The following is a 21,362-nucleotide window of genomic DNA, read 5'->3' on the forward strand; positions in this document are numbered from 1 at the left end:
GCGGAGGGAGGCTGGAGGGAGCCGTCGAACAAGCTGGAGCACCCTCTCGGAGGGGGCTCGGGGAAGCCGTACGCAAAGCCGCAGGCTAGGCGTCGGCGAGGCTTCTGCCGCGCCGACGCCTAGAGGATGCGGCGCGGATGCGCCAGCGCCTCGTGCGCGGCGTGCAGCCGGCGCACCAGCACGCCGATGAAGGCCTGGTCGAAGCGGTGCCGGGTGTCCATCGACAGCTGCACCAGCGTCTCCGGCGTGAACGAGATGCTGGTCAGCGGCTCGGACACCAGGATGTCGGCGCTGTGCACACGCAGCTCCTCGCTGGGCGCCAGGTAGGCCATCTCGCCGACCGAGGTGCCCATGCCCAGGCGCGCGACACGCTGGCCGTCGCGGTAGACATCCACCTGGCCGGCGGCGACGATGTGGAAGGCGTTGCCGGTGTCGCCCTTGCGGAACAGCGCGTGGCCGTAGGGGAAACGCTGCCACTTCGCGCGGTGCACCACCTCCCAGAGCTCGACGTCGCCGAAACGCGAGAAGAACTCCAGCTTGCGCAGCAGGTTGAAGCGCTCGGAGTCGAGCACGTTCTGGGCGTGGCCCTGCGTCACCTCGCGGTTGGCGACGAGTTCGGACAGCGCCTGCGCGAACGCGCTCCAGTCGGCCGGGCGCTCGTCGCGCTTCTTGGACAACGCACGCAGGATCAGCGCCTCCAGCCGCGGCGGCACGCCTTCGCGCAGCAGGCCCAGCGCCGGCGGCTCGGCGCGGTAGATCTGGTGCATCAGCGCCGGCTGCTGCTGGGCGTCGAACGGCGGGCGCCCGGCGATCAGGTGGTACAGCACCGCGGCCAGCGAATAGATGTCGGCGCGGCAGTCCAGCGTGTCGCCGTCGAGCTGCTCGGGCGACATGTAGGCCAGCGAGCCGACGCGGTAGATCTGGGTGCGCTCGGTGTCGAAGTTGAAGACGCTGCCGAAGTCGGTGATCTTGACGTCGACGACCTGGTCGCCGTCGACCACCGCCAGCAGGTTGGCCGGCTTCACGTCGCGGTGGATCAGGCCCTGGCGGTACATGTAGTCCAGCGCCATCGCGCACTTGAAGCCGATCTCGACGATCTGGTCCAGCGGCAGCAGCGCGTCGGCACGGCAGAAGCGCCTGAGCGTCGAGCCGGGCACGTACTCCATCACCAGGTACGGCGCCTGGCCGTCGGCCACCGCGTCGAGGATGCGCACGACGTTGGGGTGCTGCAGCCGGCCGACGAGCGCCGCCTCGGCGGCGAAGAAACGCTGCTGGAAGTGGCTCTCGCGCGAGTCGGCGGCCAGCGCCGGGCGCACGCGCTTGATCGCCACGTCCTCCTCGCGGAACTCGTCGCGGGCGCGGAAGACCTCGCTGGTGGCGCCCTCGCCCAGGCGCTCGAGCACCCGGTACTTGCCGATGCGCTCGGGCAGGTCGGGGTCGAAGAAGGTGGACGTCGTGGTGGGGGCGTCGGTCATCGTCTCGGGCCGTGTGGGGCCGGCCGATGTTGCCACCTTCGCCGCGCCCCGGCGAGCCCGCGCCGGGAGCAGGGCCCAAAAGTAGAATCGGCCGATGATCCAAGCCAAGCAAGAGCTGCTGCAGGCGCTGGCCGCGGCGCTGGCCGAACTGGCCCCCGGCGCCGCCCCGGTCGCCGCGTTCGAGTCCCCCAAGCAGGCCGCCCACGGCGACCTCGCGATCACCGCCGCGATGGGGCTGGCGCGCACGCTGAAGAAGAACCCGCGTGAAGTCGGCCAGCAGCTCGTCGAGCTGCTCGGCCGCCAGCCCGCCTTCGAGCGCTGGGTGCAGGCCCTCGAGATCGCCGGCCCGGGCTTCATCAACCTGCGCCTGAAGCCGGCGGCGCGCCAGGCCGTCGTCGCCGAGGTGCTGCAAGGCGGCGAGGCCTTCGGCCGCAAGCCGGCCGGCGCCGGCAAGCTGATGGTCGAGTTCGTCTCGGCCAACCCGACCGGCCCGCTGCACGTCGGCCACGGGCGCCAGGCGGCGCTGGGCGACTCGATCTGCCGCCTGTTCGAGTCGCAGGGCTGGGACGTGACGCGCGAGTTCTATTACAACGACGCCGGCGTCCAGATCCAGAACCTGGCCACGTCGACGCGCTGCCGCCTGAAGGGCCTCAAGCCCGGCGACGACGGCTGGCCCGAGTCGGCCTACAACGGCGACTACATCGCCGACATCGCCGCCGACTTCGCCGCGAAGAAGACGGTGCACGCCGACGACCGCGCCTTCACCGCCTCGGGCGACGCCGACGACGTCGACGGCATCCGCCAGTTCGCCGTCGCCTACCTGCGCCACGAGCAGGACCTGGATCTGCAGGCCTTCGGCGTGCGCTTCGACAACTACTACCTCGAGTCCAGCCTCTACGCCGACGGCCGCGTCGAGGACACCGTGCGCCGCCTCGTCGACGCCGGCAAGACCTTCGAGGACGGCGGCGCGCTGTGGCTGCGCAGCACCGACTACGGCGACGACAAGGACCGCGTGATGCGCAAGTCCGACGGCAGCTACACCTACTTCGTGCCCGACGTCGCGTACCACATCGCCAAGTTCGAGCGCGGCTTCACCAAGGTCATCAACGTCCAGGGCAGCGACCACCACGGCACGATCGCGCGGGTGCGCGCCGGCCTGCAGGCCGCCGGCGTCGGCATCCCCGCCGGCTACCCCGACTACGTGCTGCACAAGATGGTCACCGTGATGAAGGGCGGGCAGGAGGTGAAGATCTCCAAGCGCGCCGGCAGCTACGTCACGCTGCGCGACCTGATCGACTGGACCAGCCGCGACGCGGTGCGCTACTTCCTCATCAGCCGCAAGGCCGACACCGAGTTCGTCTTCGACATCGACCTGGCGCTGAAGGCCAACGACGAGAACCCGGTCTTCTACGTCCAGTACGCGCACGCGCGCATCTGCTCGGTGCTGGCGCAGTACCAGGGCGAGACCGACTTCGCCGGCGCCGACCTGTCGCGGCTGACGGCGCCGTCGGAATACGCGCTGATGCTGCAGCTGGCGGCCTACCCGGGCATGCTCGAGCGCGCCGCGGCCGAACACGCGCCGCACGACGTCGCGTTCTACCTGCGCGACCTGGCCGCGGCCTTCCACAGCTACTACGCCGCCGAACGTTTCCTCGTCGATGACCCGGCGCTGGCCCGCGCGCGCATGGCGCTGCTGGCGGCCACCGCCCAGGTGCTGCGCAACGCGCTGGGCATGCTGGGCGTGTCGGCGCCGACCTCGATGTCGCGCGCCGCCGCCGAAGAGGTGCCGGCGTGAAGGGCCAGCGCGGCGGCTTCGCGCTCGGGCTGATCGTCGGCCTGCTCGCCGGCCTGGCGATCGCGCTGGCGGTGGCGCTGTACATCACCAAGGCGCCGGTGCCCTTCATCGACAAGGTGCCGCAGCGCACCGCCGAGCAGGACAGCGCCGAGGTCGAGCGCAACAAGCGCTGGGACCCGAACGCGCCGCTGGCCGGCAAGCAGCCGCCGCTGCCGGCGGCGGCGGCCTCGGCGCCGACGGCCGCACCGTCCGCGCCGCCGACGGCCGCGCGGACGCCCGCCAGCGCCCCGGCCGCGCAGGGTGGCTCCACCCGCGATCCGGCGGCCATCCTCGCCGGCCAGTCCACCGACCGGGCCGCTGAAGCGTTCGTGTACTTCGTGCAGACCGGCGCGTTCACGCGCACCGAGGACGCCGAGCAGGAGCGCGCCCGCCTGGCGATGCTCGGCTTCACGGCCAAGGTGAGCGAGCGCGAGCAGGCCGGCAAGACGATGTACCGGGTGCGCACGGGCCCCTACGGCACGCGCGACGACGCCGAGGCCGTCCAGGGACGGCTGCAGGCGGCGAACATCGACGCCCGGCTGGTCCGCGCCGAGAAGCCCTGAGCAGGGAACCCGGCACGGGTGCGGCCGGTCCCATGCGACGACACCGATCACTCGAAAGGAAACTCATGAAGCGGCGCGATTTCTCGATCCAACTGGCCGGTGCGGGCCTGGGCCTGGCGATGGCCGGTGGCGCCCGCGCGCAGGGCGGGCCGGTCGAGGGCACGCATTACGTGCGGCTGCAGACGCCCGCACCGACCTCGATCCCCGAGGGCAAGAAGGTCGAGGTCGTCGAGTTCTTCTGGTACGAGTGCGGCCACTGCTTCAACTTCGAGCCGCTGCTGGAGACCTGGAGCAAGCGCCTGCCGGCCGACGTCGTGTTCCGCCGCGTGCCGGTGGGCTTCACCGCGCGCCACCAGATCGCCCAGAAGATCTTCTACGCGCTCGAGGAGATGGGTCAGGTCGGCGCGGTGCACCGCAAGGTGTTCAACGCGATCCACGTGCAGGGCAAGCGCCTGCTGTCGGAGTCGGACATCATCGACTTCATGGTCGCCAACGGCCTCGACGGCAAGCGCTTCGGCGACGCCTTCCGCTCGTTCAGCGTGGCGACCAAGGCCAGCCGCGCCAAGCAGCTCGCCGACGCCTACAAGATCGACGGCGTGCCGGCGATGGGCATCCAGGGCCGGTACTACACTTCCGGCGCCCTGGCCGGCGGCCACGAGCGTGCGCTCGCGGTGGCCGACTTCCTGATCGCCCGCTCCCGCCAGGGCGCCTGAGCCCGGGCCCGCGCCGGGTCTTGATCCGGCGCATCGGCCTCGCAACGCGGGGCCCGCGAACCCTGTTCGACGGCACGAACTTGTGGCTAGAATGCTTGCAAGTTTCGTGCCGAAAATGACGCTCCGTTTCGCCCTCCTCCGCCGTGCCGCACCGCTGGTGCTGGCGCTGCTGTGCGCCGCCGCGGCCGCCGAGCGCGCCGACCGCGAGCGCCAGATGGTCGTCGAGGCCGACCGGCCGGGCTCGGTCGACCTGCAGCGCCAGCTCGTCGAGTTCAACGGCAACGTCGTCATCACCCAGGGCACGATGGTCATCCGCGCCGACCGCGTCGAGCTGCGCGAGACGGCCGACGGCTACCGCGCCGCCACCGCCATCGGCAGCGCCGGCCGCCCGGCGAGCTACCGCCAGAAGCGTGACGGCGTCGACGAGGTCGTCGAGGGCGTGGCCGACCGCATCGAGTACGACGGCCGCGCCGACACGCTGCGTTTCATCGGCAACGGCGCGGTGCGCCGGCTGCGCGGCGCGGTCGTCGCCGACGAGATCACCGGCTCGCAGATCGTCTGGGACAACACCGCCGAGACCTTCAGCGTCGCCGGCGGCGAGACGACCCGTGCCAACCCGAGCGGTCGCGTGCGCGCGGTGCTGAGCCCGCGCAGCGACAAGGCGGCCACGCCGCCGGCCGCGCCGGCCTCGGCCGCGCCGCTGGCGCCGGCGCGCTCGCTCGGGGGCCAGCGCTGATGGAAACCGCCGTCGCGGGCAGCCGGCTCGAAGCCGAGAACCTGCAGAAGAGCTACGGCCAGCGGCGCGTCGTCAAGGACGTGCACCTGTCGGTGGCCGCCGGCGAGGTCGTCGGCCTGCTCGGCCCCAACGGCGCCGGCAAGACCACCACCTTCTACATGGTCGTCGGCCTGGTGCGTGCCGACGCCGGCCAGATCCGCATCGACGGCCGCCCGGTCGAGCGCCTGCCGATCCACCAGCGATCGCGCCTGGGGCTGTCGTACCTGCCGCAGGAAGCGTCGATCTTCCGCAAGCTGACCGTCGAGGAGAACATCCGCGCCGTGCTCGAGCTGCAGCAGGGCCCGGACGGCCGGCCGCTGAAGCCGGCGCAGATCCAGGAGCTGCTGGACAAGCTGCTGCACGACCTGTCGATCGAGAAGCTGCGCGACTCGCCGGCGCCGGCGCTGTCCGGCGGCGAGCGCCGCCGCGTCGAGATCGCCCGGTCGCTGGCCACGCAGCCGCGTTTCATCCTGCTCGACGAGCCCTTTGCCGGCGTCGACCCGATCGCCGTCATCGAGATCCAGCGCATCATCGCCTTCCTCAAGTCGCGCGGCATCGGGGTGCTGATCACCGACCACAACGTGCGCGAGACGCTGGGCATCTGCGACCGCGCCTACATCATCAGCGAAGGCAGCGTGCTCACCGAAGGCACGCCGCAGGCGATCGTCGAGAACGCCGAGGTGCGCAAGGTCTACCTCGGCGAGCATTTCAAGATGTGACGCGCGGCCGATGAAGCCCTCCCTCCAAGTCCGCCTGTCGCAGCATCTGGCGCTGACGCCGCAGCTGCAGCAGTCGATCCGGCTGCTGCAGCTGTCGACGCTGGAGCTGCACCAGGAAGTCGAGCAGATGCTCGAGCAGAACCCGTTCCTGGAGATGGACGAGGACGCGGCGACACCGTTCGACCCGCCGGCCGAACGTGCCACCGTCGACCGCGTCGCCGAGCGTGACGACGGCGACGGTGCCGCCGAGCCGGCACCGGCCGAGGTCGACGCCGCCGAGTTCGGCACCACCGAACGCGAGGACTGGGAGAACGGCACCGAGCGCGACGACTTCGACGGCATCCGCGAGACCCCGGCCGCGGCCGCGCCCGAAAGCGACGACGACCTCGACCCGCAGGAGCGCCGCGCCGGCGCCGGCACGCTGCAGGACCACCTGCGGCGCCAGATCGCCGGCATGCGGCTGTCGGCCGAGGACGCTGCGGCACTGCACGTGCTGATCGAGTCGCTGGACGACGACGGCTACCTCGCCGACCCGCTGGAGGACATCGCCGCGCGCCTGGCCGACATGCTGGACCTGGACGACGAGGAGCAGCGCGAGGCCCTGGCCGACCGCCTGCAGTGCGCGCTGCGCTGGCTGCAGAGCCTGGAGCCGACCGGCGTCGGCGCACGTTCGCTGTCCGAGTGCCTGGTGCTGCAACTGCGCACGACGCCGCGCTGCGAGGCGCGCGAGGTCGCGATCCGCATCTGCGAGCACTCGCTGGAGCTGCTGGCCCGGCGCGACGTGAAGAAGCTGACCGCCGCCACCGGCGCCGGCGAGGACCTGCTGCGCCAAGCGCAGGCACTGATCGTCGCCTGCGAGCCCAAGCCGGGGCGGCCGTTCGCGCCGGCCGAGTCGAACATCATCGTGCCCGACGTCATCGTCCAGAAGTCGGGGCGCGGCTTCAAGGTGCTGCTGAACCCGGACGTGATGCCCAAGCTGCGCATCAACGACCTCTACGCCCAGGCGATCCGCGGCCAGCGCAACGGCGCCGGCGGGCTGTCGTCGCGGCTGCAGGAGGCGCGCTGGTTCATGAAGAACATCCAGCAGCGTTTCGACACCATCCTGCGTGTGTCCAAGGCCATCGTCGAGCGCCAGAAGGGTTTCTTCACGCACGGCGCGATCGCGATGAAGCCGCTGGTGCTGCGCGAGATCGCCGACGAGCTGGGCCTGCACGAGAGCACGATCTCGCGCGTGACGACGGCCAAGTACATGGCCACGCCGCAGGGCACCTTCGAGCTGAAGTACTTCTTCGGCAGCTCGCTGAACACCGAGGCCGGCGGCAACGCGTCGAGCACCGCGGTGAGGGCGCTGATCCAGCAGCTCGTCTCGGCCGAGGACGCCAGCAAGCCGCTGTCGGACAGCCAGCTGTCGCAGATGCTCGAGGAGCAGGGCATCCAGGTCGCGCGCCGCACCGTCGCCAAGTACCGCGAGGCGCTGAAGATCGCGCCGGCCTCGCTGCGCCGGGCGATCTGACGCGACCACAGCCCGGGGTCAGGTCCCGCAGGACCTGACCCCGTCCTCCGCCGCGACGCGCCGCCGCCGCAGCTGAGGCAGCCCGGGCAGCCCGGGGTCAGGTCTCGCGAGACCTGACCCCGTCCTCCGCGTCCTCCGCCACAACGCGCCGCCGCCGCCGCCGCAGCTGGACTACAGTCCAGCGCTTTCGTCCGTCGCGCCGCCGTCATGACCGTCTCCCTGTTCCTTCCCTGCGCCGGTGGCGTCGAGCCGCTGCTGGCCGACGAGGCCGCCCGCATCACCGGCTGCCGCACCGAGGCCGTGCGCGGCGGCGTCTTCGTCGACGGCGACGCCCGCGCCGCGATGGCGCTGAACCTGGAGAGCCGGCTCGCCCAGCGTGTGCTGTGGCCGCTGATCGACGGCCCCTACCGCGACGAGCACGAGCTCTACGAACTCGCGCGCCGCGTGCGCTGGGACGACTGGATCACGCCGCGCCAGACGCTGCGTGTCGACGTCGCGGCGCAGCGTTCGCCGCTGAAGAGCCTGAACTTCGCGACGCTGCGCGTGAAGGACGCCGTCTGCGACCAGCTGCGCGAAACGAGCGGCGAACGCCCCAGCGTCGACACCCGCCACCCCGACCTGTCGCTGCAGCTGTACGTCGGCCCCGAGCACGCGACGCTGTACGCCGACACCTCGGGCGAGGCGCTGTTCAAGCGCGGCTGGCGCGACGAACGCGCCGGTGGCGTCAAGGGCGAGGCGCCGCTGAAGGAGACGCTGGCCGCGGCGATGCTGGCCGCCGCCGGCTGGCAGGGCCGCGAGGAGGACGGCGCGCTGCTCGACCCCTGCTGCGGCGCCGGCACGATCGCCATCGAGGCCGCGCAGATCGCCTGCGGCATCGCCCCGGGCATCAAGCGCCGTTTCGCCTTCGAGCGCCTGCTGCCCTTCCGCGACCAGCTCGGTGCCTGGCGCGAGCTGCAGCAGGCCGCGCGCGAACGTGTGCACGCGCCTGCGGTCGAGGTCTTCGCCGGCGACGTGAGCTTTCGCATGACCGACTTCGCGGCGCGCAATGCCGCCAACGCCGGCGTCGGCCAGGCCATCGCCTTCAAGACTGCCGACGCGCTGCAGCGCCCGGCGCCGGCCGAACGCGGCACGCTGATGCTCAACCCGCCGTACGGCGAGCGCATCGCGCCCAAGGGCAGCGGCAGCGCCCGCGGCGACGCGCCCGGCGGCGCGCGTGAAGGCTTCGACGGCGGCGGCTCGTCGGCCGAGTTCTTCGGCGCGCTGGCCGCGCACTGGAAACGCCGCTACGCCGGCTGGACGGCCTGGGTGCTGAGCCCGGAGATGAAGCTGCCGTCGCTGATGCGGCTGAAGGAGAGCCGGCGCGTGCCGATGTGGAACGGGCCCATCGAATGCCGGCTGTTCCGCTTCGACATGGTTGCCGGGTCCAACAAGGAGGCCGCATGAAGCGTCTGCACATCGACTTCGTCAGCGACGTCGTCTGCCCCTGGTGCGCCGTCGGCCTGGCGTCGCTGGAGCGGGCGCTCGAGAACCTGGCCGGCGAGATCGAGGCCGAGATCGAGGTTCGCCCGTTCGAGCTGAACCCCGACATGGCGCCCGAAGGCGAGGCCATCGACGAACATCTTCAGCGCAAGTACGGCGGCGCGCCCGAGCAGTTCGCCGCCGTGCGGCGCACGCTGGCCGAACGCGGCGCGGCGGTCGGCTTCGCCTTCGGCGAGCGCACGCGCATCTGGAACACCTTCGACGCCCACCGGCTGCTGCACTGGGCCGGTCTCGAAGGCCGGGCGCTGGACCTCAAGCGGGCGCTGCTCGCCGCCTACCACGGCGAAGGCCGCAACCCGAGCGACCCCGAGGTGCTGGCCCAGGTCGCGGCCGGCGTCGGGCTGAACGAGGCCCGCGCCCGCGAGGTGCTCGAACGCGGCGAGTTCGCCGACGCCGTGCGCGCCGAGGAGCAGCGCTGGCTGGCGCTGGGCATCCGCTCGGTGCCCGGCGTCGTCGTCGACGAACGCCACCTGATCTCCGGCGGCCAGCCGCCCGAGGTCTTCGAGCAGGCGCTGCGCGAGATCGCCGCCGGCCGCTGAACGGCCGGCCCGGCCGCGGCGACACCTCGCCGCGCGCCGGCGCACCGACTGCGGGCTGGGGGGTGCCCCGGGCTTCGCTGACACAGCGCAAGCGGCGGGCCGCGGTGCGGCCGAGCATGGCCTCGACGGGCCCCGCGGCGCAGTCGTCCGGCCGCCGGGCGACCGTTGTCCGCACCAGGAGATCGATCATGGCCACCCGTTTGGACCTGCTGGGCTCCGTGCCCGCACCCAACCGCACCGACCTGTTCCGGCCGCGCCCGCCGCTGCCGTTCGCCCGCCCGACGATCATCACCTTCGACGACGTGCCCGACGGCACCGTCATCGACGAGCAGTACGCCGCCAAGGGCGTGCACTTCGCGTCGATCAGCACCAGCCCGCCGCGGCGCTGGAGCAGCTACGCACGCTCGGCCTGGGGCATCGAGAGCGCGCCCAACGGCGTGTCGGTGGTCGCGCCGCCGCAGCTGAGCCTGTTCGACGCGCGCCAGGGCGGCATCGAGGCGCGTTTCGACAAGCCGCAGCAATGGGTGTCGATCGACGCCCAGCCGGTGCTGCCGCCCGAGTACTTCGGCAACCCGACGGCGCGGCCCTTCATTGAGGCCTACGACGCCGGCAACCGGCTGCTCGAGCGCACGCGCTACCCGCTGAACCCCGGCGACCCGGCCTGGGGCAGCTGGCAGGTGCTGATGGTGTCGGCCGGCAGCGCGGTCATCACCCGGGTCGTCATCTCCAGCGCCTGGGATGGCGGCGTCGCGGTCTACGGCCTGTTCGACCGGCTGGCTTTCGGCACTGAACGGTCGCTGCTGCCGTTCTCACTGGGCGGCTGAACCGCTGGCGATCGGCGGCAGGCGGTCGAACCAAGGCGCATCGGCCTCGAGCTCGGCCGCCAGCTGCAGCAGCGTCACCTCGTCGCCCTGGCGGCCCACGGCCTGCACGCCCAGCGGAAGACCCTCGGGCGTGCGGTGCAGCGGCAGGCTCATCGCCGGCACGCCGGCCAGGTTGGCGAGCTGCGTGAACGGGTACGGCGCCAGGTTCTGCACGAACAGGCGCTGCACACGCGTGTCGAGCGCGCCCCAGCGCGCCAGCGGCGCGAGCAGCCCGCTGGCCAGCAGCAGGTCGGTCAACCGGGCCTCGGCCGGCGACGGCTCCAGCGCGCCGAGCGGCAGCGCCGGCCGTGCGGTCGTCGGCGTCAGCCAGACGTCGTGGGCGGTGAAGAAGGCCCCCAGCGTGCGCGCGAACCCGTTCCAGCGCGCCAGGCCGGCGGTCAGCGCCGCGCCGCCCAGGCGCTGGCCGTAGGCGGCCATCACCCGCGTCAGCGGCTCGAACTCGGTGTCGCGCGCGCCCAGCGCACGCGCCTGGGCCATCACCGCCGGCACCTGGGCCGCGTAGAGCTGCAGATAACAGGCCGCGACCGCATGGCCGTCGACGGGCGGCGCGGCTTCCTCGACGTGGTGGCCCAGGGCTTCGAGCCGGCGCGCCGCGGCCTGCACCGCCGCCGCGGCCTCGGCGTCGACCGCGGTGCCCAGCGGCGAGGCCGTCGAGAACGCCACACGCAGCCGCGCCGGCGGCCGGCGCAGCGCGGCGACGAAGGGCTCGGCCGGCGCGGCGCCGGTGAACGGGTCGCCGGGCTCGGGGCCGCAGAGGATGTCCAGCGCCAGCGCGCTGTCGCGCACGCTGCGCGAGATCACGCCTTCCGAACAGGCGCCGAACCAGACCTCGCCCAGACCCGGGCCGTTGGAGATGCGCCCGCGCGAGGGCTTCAGCGCGAACAGCCCGCAGAACGCCGCCGGGATGCGCAGCGAGCCGCCACCGTCGTTGCCGCCGGCCATCGGCACGACACCGGCGGCGACCGCCGCCGCCGAGCCGCCGCTGGAGCCGCCGGCGTGGCGCGCCGGGTCCCAGGGGTTGCGCACGGGGCCGAAGGCGCGCGAGTCGCTGACGCCCTTGAGGCCGAACTCCGGCAGGTTGGTCTTGGCGAAGACCGTCGCGCCGGCGTCGAGCAGCCGGCGCAGCACCGCGGCGTGCACCGGTGGCACGAGGCGTTCGCCGGCGCGGCTGCCGTAGCTCGTCGGCACGCCGGCGACATCGGCGACGCTGTCCTTGACGACGAACGGCACACCGCCCAGCGGACCGGCGGCGCCGTGCGCCAGCTGGGCCTCGGCCAGCGCCGGCAGCCAGCGCGTGACGGCGTTGAGACGTGGCTGCACCCGTTCGGCCTGGGCGCGGGCCAGGTCCAGCAGCTCCTGCGGCGAGACCTCGCCGCGGCGCACCAGATCGGCCAGCGCGGTGGCGTCGTGGCGCAGGTACTCGTCGTGCCGCATCGGCGGCGATTGTCGCGGCGGCGCCGGCTGCCGCGCAGCGGGTCAGACCCGCAGCCCGGCCCAGCCCAGCACCGCCAGCGGCGCGGTGTCGGCGCGCAGCACGCGCGGGCCCAGGCAGACGGCGGCGAAGCCGGCGGCAACGGCCGCGGCCTCCTCGGCCGGCGACAGGCCGCCTTCGGGGCCGCTGAGCGTGCAGAAGCCGGCACCGGCCGGCAGCCGCTCGGCCAGCGGGCGCGCGCCGGGGCGCGGGCTCAGCAGCAGCCGGGTGCCGAGATCCTGCTCCGCGGGCAGCGCGCCCAGCCAGGCCGCCAACGGCCGCACCGGCTGGATGCGCGGCACGCGCGTGCGCCCGCACTGCTCGCAGGCGGCGACGGCCACCGCCTGCCAGTGCGCCTGCTTGCGCTCGGCGCGTTCGCCGTCCAGGCGCAGCACCGACCGTTCGCAGACCAGCGGCTGGATCGCCGCGACGCCGAGTTCGGTGGCCTTCTCGACCAGCGCGTCCATGCGGTCGTTGGCCGGCATGCCGACGGCCAGCGTCGCCGCGAACGGCAGCTCGCGCTCGACGGCCTGCGGCTCGCCGACACGCACCGTGACCTCGCTGCGCCCCATCGCGACGATCTCGGCCGGCCATTCGGCGCCGCCGCCGTCGAACAGGACCAAGGCGTGGCCGGGCTGCAGCCGGCGCACCTGGACGTGGCGCGCGGCGCCGGGCGGCAGCGCCAGCGTGCTGCCGGCGGCCAGGGGAATGTCGAGATAAAGACGGGTGCTCATCGCGGCGCGCAGTGTGCCGCAAGCCGCCCCCGGCGCGCCGCCCCGTTGCTCAGGGCGCGCCGCCGAGGCGGCGGCAGAAGGCCAGCGCCGCAGCCTCGCCGTCGGCGGCCTCGAGCTCGTCTACGAAACGCAGCGCGAGCTGGCGAAGCTCATCCAGGCCCTGGCTGCGCTCGACGTCGAGCACCATGCGGTAGCCCTTGACGAGGCCCAGCCGCGAGCGGGCCTCGGAGGTCAGCAGGTCGTACAGCACCCGCGGCTCGGCGCCGGCCAGCGCGGCCTGCGCCGCGCCCCGCGCCCGCGAGACGGCCGCCGCAGCGGCCGCCAGACGCGGCGGCGGGCTGCTCTCGGCGACGTAGCCGAGCGCGATCAGGCGCTCCAGGTCGGCCGGTTCGGCGCCGGCGACGGCGGCCAGCCACTGCTCGGCCGGCCGCGAGGGGTCGACGATCAGCAGCAGGTTGCGCGCGGCGCGAGAGAGCTGGCCGTCGCGGGAGCGGATGGCCTCGCGCCCGGCGTCGGTGCGCTGCAGGCGCACGCTCATGCGCGGCCCCGGCGGGCGCAGGCGCCCGTGCGGCGGTCGGCGCCCATGGCGTCAGCCGCGCAGTTCGCGCCGCAGGATCTTGCCGACCGGGGTCTTGGGCAGGTCGGTGCGGAACTCGACCACCTTCGGCCGCTTGTAGCCGGTGAGGTTGGCCTCGCAATAGGCCCGCACGTCGGCCTCGGTGACCGCCGGGTCCTTCTTGACGATGACCACCTTCACGGCCTCGCCGGCCTTGGCGTCGGGCACGCCGACGGCGGCGCACTCGAGCACGCCGGGCATCTGCGTGATGACGTCCTCGACCTCGTTCGGGTACACGTTGAAGCCCGAGACCAGGATCATGTCCTTCTTGCGGTCGACGATGCGGAAGTAGCCGCGTTCGTCGACCAGGCCGACGTCACCGGTGCGGAAGAAACCGTCGGCGGTCATCACCTTGGCGGTCTCGTCGGGGCGCTGCCAGTAGCCGGCCATGACCTGCGGGCCCTTGATCGCGATCTCGCCGGCGACGCCGGGCGGCACCTCGCGGCCGTCGTCGTCGAGCAGGCAGACGTCGGTGGACGGCAGCGGCAGGCCGATGGCGCCGCTGTAGGCGTCGGTGTCGACCGGGTTGCAGGTCGCCGACGGGCTGGTCTCCGACAGGCCGTAGCCTTCGCAGATCGGGCAGCCGGTCTTCTCCAGCCAGAGCTTGGCCGTCGCGTGCTGCACCGCCATGCCGCCGCCGATGCTGATCTTCAGGTGGCTCCAGTCGACCTTGTCGAAGTCCGGGTGGTTGGCCAGCGCGTTGAACAGCGTGTTGACCGCCGGGAAGCTGTGGAAACGGTGCTTGGACAGCTCCTTCAGCGTCGACGGGAAGTCGCGTGCGTTGGGGATCAGGATGTTGCAGCCGCCGGTGCGCATCGACAGCATCATGTTCGCCGTGAAGCCGAAGATGTGATAGAGCGGCAGCGCGCAGACGGTGACGACCTGCTCGCCGGCCGGGATCCTCTTCAGCGCCGGCTGGTACCAGGCCTCGGACTGCAGCACGTTGGCCACCAGGTTGCGGTGCAGCAGGATCGCGCCCTTGCTGACGCCGGTGGTGCCGCCGGTGTACTGCAGCACGGCGATGTCGTCGGGGCCGATCTTGCCCGTCGCCAGCGGCTTGTTGCGGCCGCGCGCCAGCGCGTCGGGGAAACGCACCGCGCCCGGGATGTCCCAGGCCGGCACCATCTTCTTCACCTTGCGCACGACGTGGTTGACGATCGCGCCCTTGATCAGGCCGAGCATGTCGCCCATCGCCGCGACGATCACCTTCTTCGTCGGCACCGCCTCGTAGACCTTCTGCAGCGTGGCGGCGAAGGTCTCGAGGATGACGATGGCCTTGGCGCCGGAGTCCTTGAGCTGGTGCTCCAGTTCACGCGGCGTGTACAGCGGGTTGACGTTGACGATGACGTAGCCGGCCCGCAGGATGGCCGCGACGGCCACCGGGTACTGCGGCACGTTGGGCATCATGATCGCGACGCGGTCACCGCGTGCCAGCCCCAGCGACTGCAGGTAGGCGGCAAAGGCGCGCGAGAGCTCGTCGACCTCGCCGAAGCTCACGGTGCGACCCATGAACTTGTACGCGGGCAGCTCGCGATACTTGCCGAAGCTTTCCTCGAGCAACGCGACGAGCGACGGGTACAGCTCGGCGCTCACTTCGGCGGGCACGCCCGCCGGGTACTGCTTCAGCCAGATCTTCTCCATGCACCTTTTCTCCGTGGAACGCGGGATTCTGTCGGCTGCCTTACGTCCGCGTCATCCGGGATTCCGAGCAGGCACGCCCGCCCCGGGAGGTGCTGCACGCGCCGGCCTCGGGGCGGGGCCGGCGCGCAGGGCCGTCACTCGACGGCCTTGACCATCTCCTCGACGACCTTCTTCGCGTCGCCGAAGACCATCATGGTCTTGTCCATGTAGAACAGCTCGTTGTCCAGGCCGGCGTAGCCGCTGGCCATCGAACGCTTGTTCACGATGACGGTCTTGGCCTTGTAGGCCTCGAGGATCGGCATGCCGTAGATCGGGCTGCCCTTGACGTGCGCCGCCGGGTTCACGACGTCGTTGGCGCCCAGGATGATCGCCACGTCGGCCTGGCCGAACTCGGCGTTGATGTCTTCCATCTCGAAGACCTGGTCGTACGGCACCTCGGCCTCGGCCAGCAGCACGTTCATGTGCCCCGGCATGCGGCCCGCCACCGGGTGGATGGCGTACTTCACCGTCACGCCCTTCTCGGTGAGCTTGGCCGCCAGCTCCTTCACCGCGTGCTGGGCGCGCGCCACCGCCAGGCCGTAGCCCGGGACGATGATCACCGTCTCGGCATTGCCGAGGATGAAGGCCGCGTCGTCGGCGCTGCCGCTCTTGACGCTGCGCTGCGCCTGGCCACCCGCCGCCGCCGTCGTGCCTTCGCCGCCGAAGCCGCCCAGGATGACATTGAAGAACGAGCGGTTCATCGCCTTGCACATGATGTAGCTGAGGATCGCCCCCGAGCTGCCCACCAGCGAGCCGGCGATGATCAGCATGCTGTTGTTCAGGCTGAAGCCGATGCCCGCGGCCGCCCAGCCCGAGTAGCTGTTGAGCATCGACACCACGACCGGCATGTCGGCGCCGCCGATCGGGATGATGATCAGCACGCCCAGCACGAAGGCCAGCGCCAGCATCGCGAAGAACGCCGGCCAGCTCTCGGTGGCCGCGAAGGCCAGGCCCAGGCCGACCGTCGACAGCCCCAGCACCAGGTTCAGCATGTGCTGGCCGCTGAAGGTCACCGGCGCGCCCTGGAACAGGCGGAACTTGTACTTGCCGCTGAGCTTGCCGAAGGCGATGACCGAGCCGCTGAAGGTGATCGCGCCGATGGCCGCACCCAGGAACAGCTCGATGCGGTTGCCGACCGGGATCGGCTCGCCGCGATTGATGATGCCGAAGGCCCAGGGCTCGGCGACCACCGCGACGGCGATGAACACCGCGGCCAGGCCGATCATGCTGTGCATGAAGGCCACCAGCTCGGGCATCTTCGTCATCTCGACGCGGTTGGCCATCAGCGTGCCGGCGCCGCCGCCGATCACGAGGCCCAGCAGCACCCAGCCCAGGCCCAGCGGCGAACCGGCGAGCTTGACGATGAGCGCCGCGGTGGTCAGCACGGCGATGGTCATGCCGACCATGCCGAAGACGTTGCCGCGGATCGAGGTCGTCGGGTGCGACAGGCCCTTCAGCGCCTGGATGAAGCAGATGCTGGCGACGAGGTAGAGCAGCGTGACGAGATTCAGGCTCACTTCTTGGCCTCCGCCGCCGGCTTGCGGTCCTTCTTCTTGAACATCTCCAGCATCCGCCGCGTGACCAGGAAGCCGCCGAAGACGTTGACCGCGCACAGCGCGACGGCCAGCACGCCCATGGTCTTGCCCAGGTCGGTCTCGGTCAGCGCTGCCGCCAGCATCGCGCCGACGATGACGATCGCCGAGATCGCGTTCGTCACCGCCATCAGCGGCGTGTGCAGCGCGGGCGTCACGTTCCACACCACGTGGTAGCCGACGTAGATCGCCAGCGCGAAGATGATCAGGTTCGTGACGGTCGGGCTCACGATTTCCATCGCCGCCTCCTTCAGTTCTTCTTCAGTTCGCCGCCCTGCGCCATCAGGCAGGCGAGCACGATGTCGTCGTCGGCCGGCACGTGCAGCGCGCCTTCCTTGGTGATGACGAGCTTCAGGAAATCGAGCACGTTGCGCGCGTACAGGCTGGAGCTGTCCGCCGCGACGAGCGCCGGCAGGTTGGTCTCGCCGATGATCGTCACGCCGTGCTTGGTCACCGTCTTGCCGGCCTCGGTCAGCGGGCAGTTGCCACCGACGCCGTCGGCGCCGCGGCCAGCGGCCATGTCGACGATCACCGAGCCCGGCTTCATGCTCCTGACCATGTCCTCGGTGACGAGCACCGGCGCCGCGCGGCCCGGGATCAGCGCCGTCGAGATGACGATGTCGGCCTGCGCGACGCGCTTGGCGACCTCGACCTTCTGGCGGTCCAGCCAGCTCTGCGGCATCGGGCGGGCGTAGCCGCCGACACCTTCGGCGGCTTCCTTCTCCTCGGGCGTCTCGTAAGGCACCTCGATGAACTTGGCGCCCAGCGACTCGACCTGCTCCTTGACGCTCGGACGCACGTCGGAGGCCTCGATGACCGCGCCCAGGCGCTTGGCCGTGGCGATGGCCTGCAGCCCGGCGACGCCGACGCCGAGGATGACGACACGCGCGGCCTTGATCGTGCCGGCGGCGGTCATCAGCATCGGGAACAGGCGCTGGTACTTGTCGGCGGCCATCATCACGGCCTTGTAGCCGCCGATGTTGGCCTGGCTGGACAGCACGTCCATGCTCTGCGCCCGCGTCGTGCGCGGCGCAGCCTCGAGCGCGAAGGCGGTCAGGCCGGCCGAGGCCAGGGCCTGCAGCCCAGGCTTGTCGAACGGGTTCAGCATGCCGACCAGCGTCGTGCCCGGCTTCATCAGCGCGAGCTCCTGCGCATCCGGGCTGCGCACCTTGAGCACCAGCTCGCAGCCGAACGCCGTCGCACGGTCGCAGATCTCCGCGCCGACGGCCGTGTAGGCCTCGTCCGGCGCACTCGCCGCCACGCCCGCGCCGCTCTGCACCTTCACGGTGTGGCCCTGGGCCTTCAGTTTCTTCGCCGTCTCTGGCGTGACGGCGACACGCGTCTCGCCCTGCGCCGTCTCCAGCGGCACCCCGATCAGCATGGGGATCTCCTAACCTACGTTGGTGAATTGGCCGCCGCGGGCGTCTGGTGCCGGCGCCCGGGGGCGTCGGAAGCTACCACAAGTCGCCGCTACGATCCGCCGATGCCGAGCACCCGCTGGACCCCCTTCGTCACCGTGGCCGCCGCCGTCGAGCACGACGGACGCTATCTGCTCGTCGAGGAGCAGACGCCCGACGGCCTGCGCCTGAACAACCCGGCCGGGCACCTCGAGTGCGGCGAGTCGCCGCTCGAGGCGGTGGTGCGCGAGACGCTCGAGGAGACCGCACGCGCCTTCACGCCCGAGGCGCTCCTCGGGCTGTACCTGTCGCGGTTCACGCCGCGGCCCGGTGACGACCGCACCTATCTGCGCATCGCCTACGCCGGGCGCGTCGGCGAGCCGCTGCCGGGCCGGGCGCTGGACAGCGGCATCGTGCGCACGCTGTGGCTGACGGCCGACGAGATCCGCGCCCAGGCCGCGCGGCTGCGCAGCCCGCTGGCGCTGCAGTGCATCGAGGACCACCTCGCCGGGCGGCGCCTGCCGCTGGACGGCGTGTACAGCCATCCCAGCCTGTGGAACGGCGCGGACCCCGTTTTGCGCTAGGACAAATCCCCGGACGCACAAGCTCAAGCTGGCGACAGGCGCGTCGATAGCCCGGGATGTCCTGGACAGTGTTCGCCCAACGCAGGCGGCACAAGGCCTCCCGTCAACGCCTAGACCAGAATAAGCCAACATGCGCCAGAACCTGCCCGTGACCCAGCGCGAGCACCCGTTCCCGGACGGCACGACGTTGATGTCGATGACCGATCCGCGCGGCAAGATCACCTACGCCAACGCGGCGTTCGTGGCGATCTCGGGCTACAGCCGGGAGGAGCTCGTCGGCAAGGCGCACAACATCGTGCGCCACCCCGACGTGCCGCCGGCGGCCTTCGCCGACATGTGGGCGACGCTGAAGTCCGGCCAGGCCTGGACCGGCATCGTCAAGAACCGGCGCAAGAACGGCGACCACTACTGGGTGCGCGCCAACGTCGCGCCGATCGTGCGCGACGGCCGCATCGTCGGCCACCTGTCGGTGCGCACGCGGCCGACGCCCGAGGAGATCCAGGGCGCGGAGGCGCTGTACCAGGAGATCCGCGAAGGCCGCGCCAAGGGCCTGGCGATCGAGGCCGGCCTGCTGGTGCGAACCGGCGTCGGCAGGCTGCTGTCGCTGCGCCAGCGCATGTCGCTGGCCTGGCGCGTGCGGCTGGGCGTGATGGTGGCGGCGCTGCCGGCGGTGGCTGCCGCGGCGGTGGCCGGCGCTCCGGCCGAGGTGCTCGCCGCCGTGGCTGCCGCCGCGGGCGTCGGCGGCCTGGCCGGCGGGCTGTGGCTGCGCCAGCAGGTCACGCAGCCGATCCGTGTCGCCGCCGAGCAGGCGCTGAAGGTCGCCACCGGCCAGCCCGGCAGCACGCAGCTGCTGGACCGCGCCGACGACGTCGGCATGCTGCTGCGCTCGGTGAACCAGGCCGGCCTGAACCTGCGCTCGCTGGTCGACGACGTCGCGCAGCAGGTCGACGGCCTGGGCAACGCCAGCCGCGAGATCGCCGCCGGCAACCTCGACCTGTCGCAGCGCACCGAACAGACCGCCGCCAGCCTGCAGCAGGCCGCGGCGTCGATGCAGCAGATGACCGGCAACGTGCGCCAGACGGCCGACAGCGCCGCCTCCGCGCACGATCTGGCCGAGGAGGCCACCGCCGCGGCCGCGCACGGCGGCCAGGCTGTCGGCCAGATGGTGGCCACGATGACCGAGATCAGCGGCAGCTCGGCACGCATCGGCGAGATCGTCGGCGTCATCGACGGCATCGCCTTCCAGACCAACCTGCTGGCGCTGAACGCCGCGGTGGAGGCCGCACGCGCCGGCGAGCAGGGCCGCGGCTTCGCCGTCGTGGCCGGCGAGGTGCGCGCGCTGGCCAAACGCTCGGCCGACGCGGCACGCGAGATCAAGCGCCTGATCACCGAGTCGCAGGAACGCGTGGAGGCCGGCAACCGCCAGGCCGGCGACACCGGCGCGGCGATGGAGCGCCTGGTGCAGCAGGTGCACCGCGTCGGCGACCTGCTGGCCGAGATCAGCGCCGCCGCACGCGAGCAGAGCGAAGGCATCGGCCAGGTCAACGTGGCCGTCAACGAGCTCGACCGCTCGACACAGCAGAACGCCGCGCTCGTCGAGGAGACGGCCGCCGCCGCCGCCAGCCTGCGCCAGCAGGCGGTGGCGCTGTCGGAGGCGGTGGCGGTGTTCGACCACGGCTCGGCCGCCCGCAGCTGAAGGGGCGCGTGGCGCGCCGGCGGCGCGAATAATCGCCGCGTTCCTTCCAGGAGGCCGGCGTGAACTTCCAGCAGCTGCGGTCGGTGCGCGAGACGGTGCGCCGGGGCTTCAACCTCACCGAGGTGGCGCAGGTGCTGCACACCTCGCAGCCCGGCGTGAGCCGCCAGATCCGCGAGCTGGAGACCGAGCTCGGCGTCGACATCTTCGTGCGCGCCGGCAAGCGGCTGACCGGGCTGACGGCGCCGGGCGCGACCATCCTGCCGATCGTCGAGCGCCTGCTGCAGGAGGCCGACAACCTCAAGCGCGCCGGCGACGACTACGCCGGGCAGGGCAAGGGCACGCTGGTCATCGCCGCGACGCACTCGCAGGCGCGCTACGCGCTGCCGACGGCGGTGCGCGACTTCCGCGCCGCGCACCCCGACGTGCAGCTGCGCCTGCACCAGGGCTCGCCGCAGCAGGTGGCCGAGCTGCTGCTCGAAGGCGAGGCCGACCTGGGTGTGGCCACCGCGCTGATCGCCACCTGCCCGGACCTGGTCGCGCTGCCCTGCTACCGCTGGACGCACTCGGTCGTCGTGCCGGCGGGGCACGTGCTCGCGCAGGAGGCCGAACGCGGCGTGCCGCTGACGCTGGAGCGGCTGGCGGAGTTCCCGCTGATCACCTACGAACCCGGCTACACCGGCCGCAGCCAGATCGACGAGGCCTTCAGCCAGAAGGGACTGGTGCTGGACCTGGTGCTGTCGGCAATGGACGCCGACGTCATCAAGACCTACGTCGAGCTGGGCATGGGCGTGGGCATCATCGCCGCGATGGCCTGGGACGAGCAGCGCGACCCGGGGCTGCGCGCGATCGACGCGCGCCACCTGTTCGCCACCAACATGACGCACGTCGGCCTGCGCCGCGGCGCCTACCTGCGCGACTACGTCTACGACTTCATCCGCACTTTCGCGGCACCGCTGGACCGGGCGCTCGTCGACCGGGCGCTGGCGGCGCCGGCGGGGGTGGTGGTGGAGCCGTGAGCGTCGTGACGGCGATGCGCCC

At 72.1% G+C, this 21,362-nt stretch carries 20 protein-coding genes; 12 read left to right on the plus strand and 8 right to left on the minus strand.

The genetic code is table 11. From position 1 onward, the window contains the following. Positions 1-119 precede the first annotated feature (119 nt). Positions 120-1,475 carry a serine/threonine-protein kinase gene (locus G5B56_RS13465; RefSeq protein WP_009855384.1) on the minus strand — a complete coding sequence of 452 codons (1,356 nt, stop codon included), beginning with the start codon at positions 1,473-1,475 and terminating at the stop codon, positions 120-122. 94 nt (positions 1,476-1,569) lie between these two features. Between G5B56_RS13465 and argS the strand changes: the two genes are divergently transcribed. The 9 genes from argS (at position 1,570) to G5B56_RS13510 (ending at position 10,494) form a co-directional block, all read left to right on the plus strand. After that, positions 1,570-3,270 (plus strand): arginine--tRNA ligase, encoded by a 1,701-nt coding sequence (gene argS / locus G5B56_RS13470; protein ID WP_164963517.1) that lies wholly within the window; start codon positions 1,570-1,572, stop codon positions 3,268-3,270. Then, a complete protein-coding gene (locus tag G5B56_RS13475) occupies positions 3,267-3,872 on the plus strand; it encodes an SPOR domain-containing protein (protein ID WP_029718884.1) in 606 nt (201 codons plus the stop codon). The genes argS and G5B56_RS13475 overlap by 4 nt, the downstream gene beginning before the upstream one ends. A gap of 65 nt (positions 3,873-3,937) precedes the next feature. Beyond that, the gene (locus tag G5B56_RS13480) at positions 3,938-4,585 is read left to right on the plus strand and encodes a thiol:disulfide interchange protein DsbA/DsbL (RefSeq protein WP_009857860.1); all 648 of its coding nucleotides are present in this window, start codon (positions 3,938-3,940) and stop codon (positions 4,583-4,585) included. A 115-nt stretch (positions 4,586-4,700) separates the two neighbouring features. Further along, a complete protein-coding gene (lptA, locus tag G5B56_RS13485) occupies positions 4,701-5,321 on the plus strand; it encodes a lipopolysaccharide transport periplasmic protein LptA (RefSeq protein ID WP_009857861.1) in 621 nt (206 codons plus the stop codon). Next, complete coding sequence (gene lptB / locus G5B56_RS13490; protein ID WP_009857862.1) at positions 5,321-6,079, plus strand: LPS export ABC transporter ATP-binding protein; 759 nt, start codon at positions 5,321-5,323, stop codon at positions 6,077-6,079. The genes lptA and lptB overlap by 1 nt, the downstream gene beginning before the upstream one ends. A 10-nt stretch (positions 6,080-6,089) precedes the next feature. Next, positions 6,090-7,592 carry an RNA polymerase factor sigma-54 gene (locus tag G5B56_RS13495; RefSeq protein ID WP_164963518.1) on the plus strand — a complete coding sequence of 501 codons (1,503 nt, stop codon included), beginning with the start codon at positions 6,090-6,092 and terminating at the stop codon, positions 7,590-7,592. A gap of 207 nt (positions 7,593-7,799) precedes the next feature. Continuing rightward, entirely contained in the window at positions 7,800-9,035 is a 1,236-nt protein-coding gene (locus tag G5B56_RS13500; RefSeq protein WP_164963519.1) for a class I SAM-dependent RNA methyltransferase, read from the plus strand. Then, positions 9,032-9,670 carry a DsbA family oxidoreductase gene (locus tag G5B56_RS13505; RefSeq protein WP_164963520.1) on the plus strand — a complete coding sequence of 213 codons (639 nt, stop codon included), beginning with the start codon at positions 9,032-9,034 and terminating at the stop codon, positions 9,668-9,670. The genes G5B56_RS13500 and G5B56_RS13505 overlap by 4 nt, the downstream gene beginning before the upstream one ends. A 188-nt stretch (positions 9,671-9,858) precedes the next feature. Next, positions 9,859-10,494, plus strand: coding sequence for a hypothetical protein (locus G5B56_RS13510; protein WP_009857866.1), 636 nt, complete (start codon positions 9,859-9,861; stop codon positions 10,492-10,494). Here G5B56_RS13510 and G5B56_RS13515 read toward each other — a convergent pair. From G5B56_RS13515 to G5B56_RS13545, 7 genes are all read right to left on the minus strand, one after another. After that, positions 10,480-11,988 (minus strand): amidase, encoded by a 1,509-nt coding sequence (locus tag G5B56_RS13515; RefSeq protein WP_164963521.1) that lies wholly within the window; start codon positions 11,986-11,988, stop codon positions 10,480-10,482. The genes G5B56_RS13510 and G5B56_RS13515 overlap by 15 nt on opposite strands. A gap of 42 nt (positions 11,989-12,030) precedes the next feature. Further along, positions 12,031-12,759, minus strand: coding sequence for a 16S rRNA (uracil(1498)-N(3))-methyltransferase (locus G5B56_RS13520; protein ID WP_164963522.1), 729 nt, complete (start codon positions 12,757-12,759; stop codon positions 12,031-12,033). Positions 12,760-12,808: 49 nt separating this feature from the next. After that, positions 12,809-13,297 carry a hypothetical protein gene (locus G5B56_RS13525; RefSeq protein ID WP_164963523.1) on the minus strand — a complete coding sequence of 163 codons (489 nt, stop codon included), beginning with the start codon at positions 13,295-13,297 and terminating at the stop codon, positions 12,809-12,811. Between the two features lie 51 nt (positions 13,298-13,348). Further along, positions 13,349-15,016 (minus strand): long-chain-fatty-acid--CoA ligase, encoded by a 1,668-nt coding sequence (locus tag G5B56_RS13530; RefSeq protein WP_164963524.1) that lies wholly within the window; start codon positions 15,014-15,016, stop codon positions 13,349-13,351. Between the two features lie 134 nt (positions 15,017-15,150). Continuing rightward, positions 15,151-16,572, minus strand: a complete 1,422-nt coding sequence (locus G5B56_RS13535) for an NAD(P)(+) transhydrogenase (Re/Si-specific) subunit beta (RefSeq protein WP_164963525.1) — start codon at positions 16,570-16,572, stop codon at positions 15,151-15,153. After that, positions 16,569-16,886, minus strand: a complete 318-nt coding sequence (locus G5B56_RS13540) for an NAD(P) transhydrogenase subunit alpha (protein WP_009857872.1) — start codon at positions 16,884-16,886, stop codon at positions 16,569-16,571. The genes G5B56_RS13535 and G5B56_RS13540 overlap by 4 nt, the downstream gene beginning before the upstream one ends. Before the next feature lie 11 nt (positions 16,887-16,897). Beyond that, on the minus strand, positions 16,898-18,028 hold the full coding sequence (locus G5B56_RS13545; protein ID WP_164963526.1) for a Re/Si-specific NAD(P)(+) transhydrogenase subunit alpha: 1,131 nt from the start codon (positions 18,026-18,028) through the stop codon (positions 16,898-16,900). A gap of 102 nt (positions 18,029-18,130) precedes the next feature. Between G5B56_RS13545 and G5B56_RS13550 the strand changes: the two genes are divergently transcribed. The 3 genes from G5B56_RS13550 to G5B56_RS13560 all read left to right on the plus strand — a co-directional run bounded on the left by G5B56_RS13550 (position 18,131) and on the right by G5B56_RS13560 (position 21,340). Then, positions 18,131-18,628 carry an NUDIX hydrolase gene (locus G5B56_RS13550; RefSeq protein ID WP_164963527.1) on the plus strand — a complete coding sequence of 166 codons (498 nt, stop codon included), beginning with the start codon at positions 18,131-18,133 and terminating at the stop codon, positions 18,626-18,628. A gap of 130 nt (positions 18,629-18,758) precedes the next feature. After that, positions 18,759-20,324: a PAS domain-containing methyl-accepting chemotaxis protein gene (locus tag G5B56_RS13555; protein WP_009857875.1), complete on the plus strand. Its 1,566-nt coding sequence runs from the start codon at positions 18,759-18,761 to the stop codon at positions 20,322-20,324. Between the two features lie 59 nt (positions 20,325-20,383). Further along, on the plus strand, positions 20,384-21,340 hold the full coding sequence (locus G5B56_RS13560; RefSeq protein WP_009857876.1) for a CysB family HTH-type transcriptional regulator: 957 nt from the start codon (positions 20,384-20,386) through the stop codon (positions 21,338-21,340). Positions 21,341-21,362: the final 22 nt, after the last annotated feature.

The sequence above is a fragment of the Rubrivivax sp. JA1026 genome (assembly GCF_011065555.1).
Classification (GTDB): Bacteria; Pseudomonadota; Gammaproteobacteria; order Burkholderiales; family Burkholderiaceae_C; genus Rubrivivax; species Rubrivivax benzoatilyticus.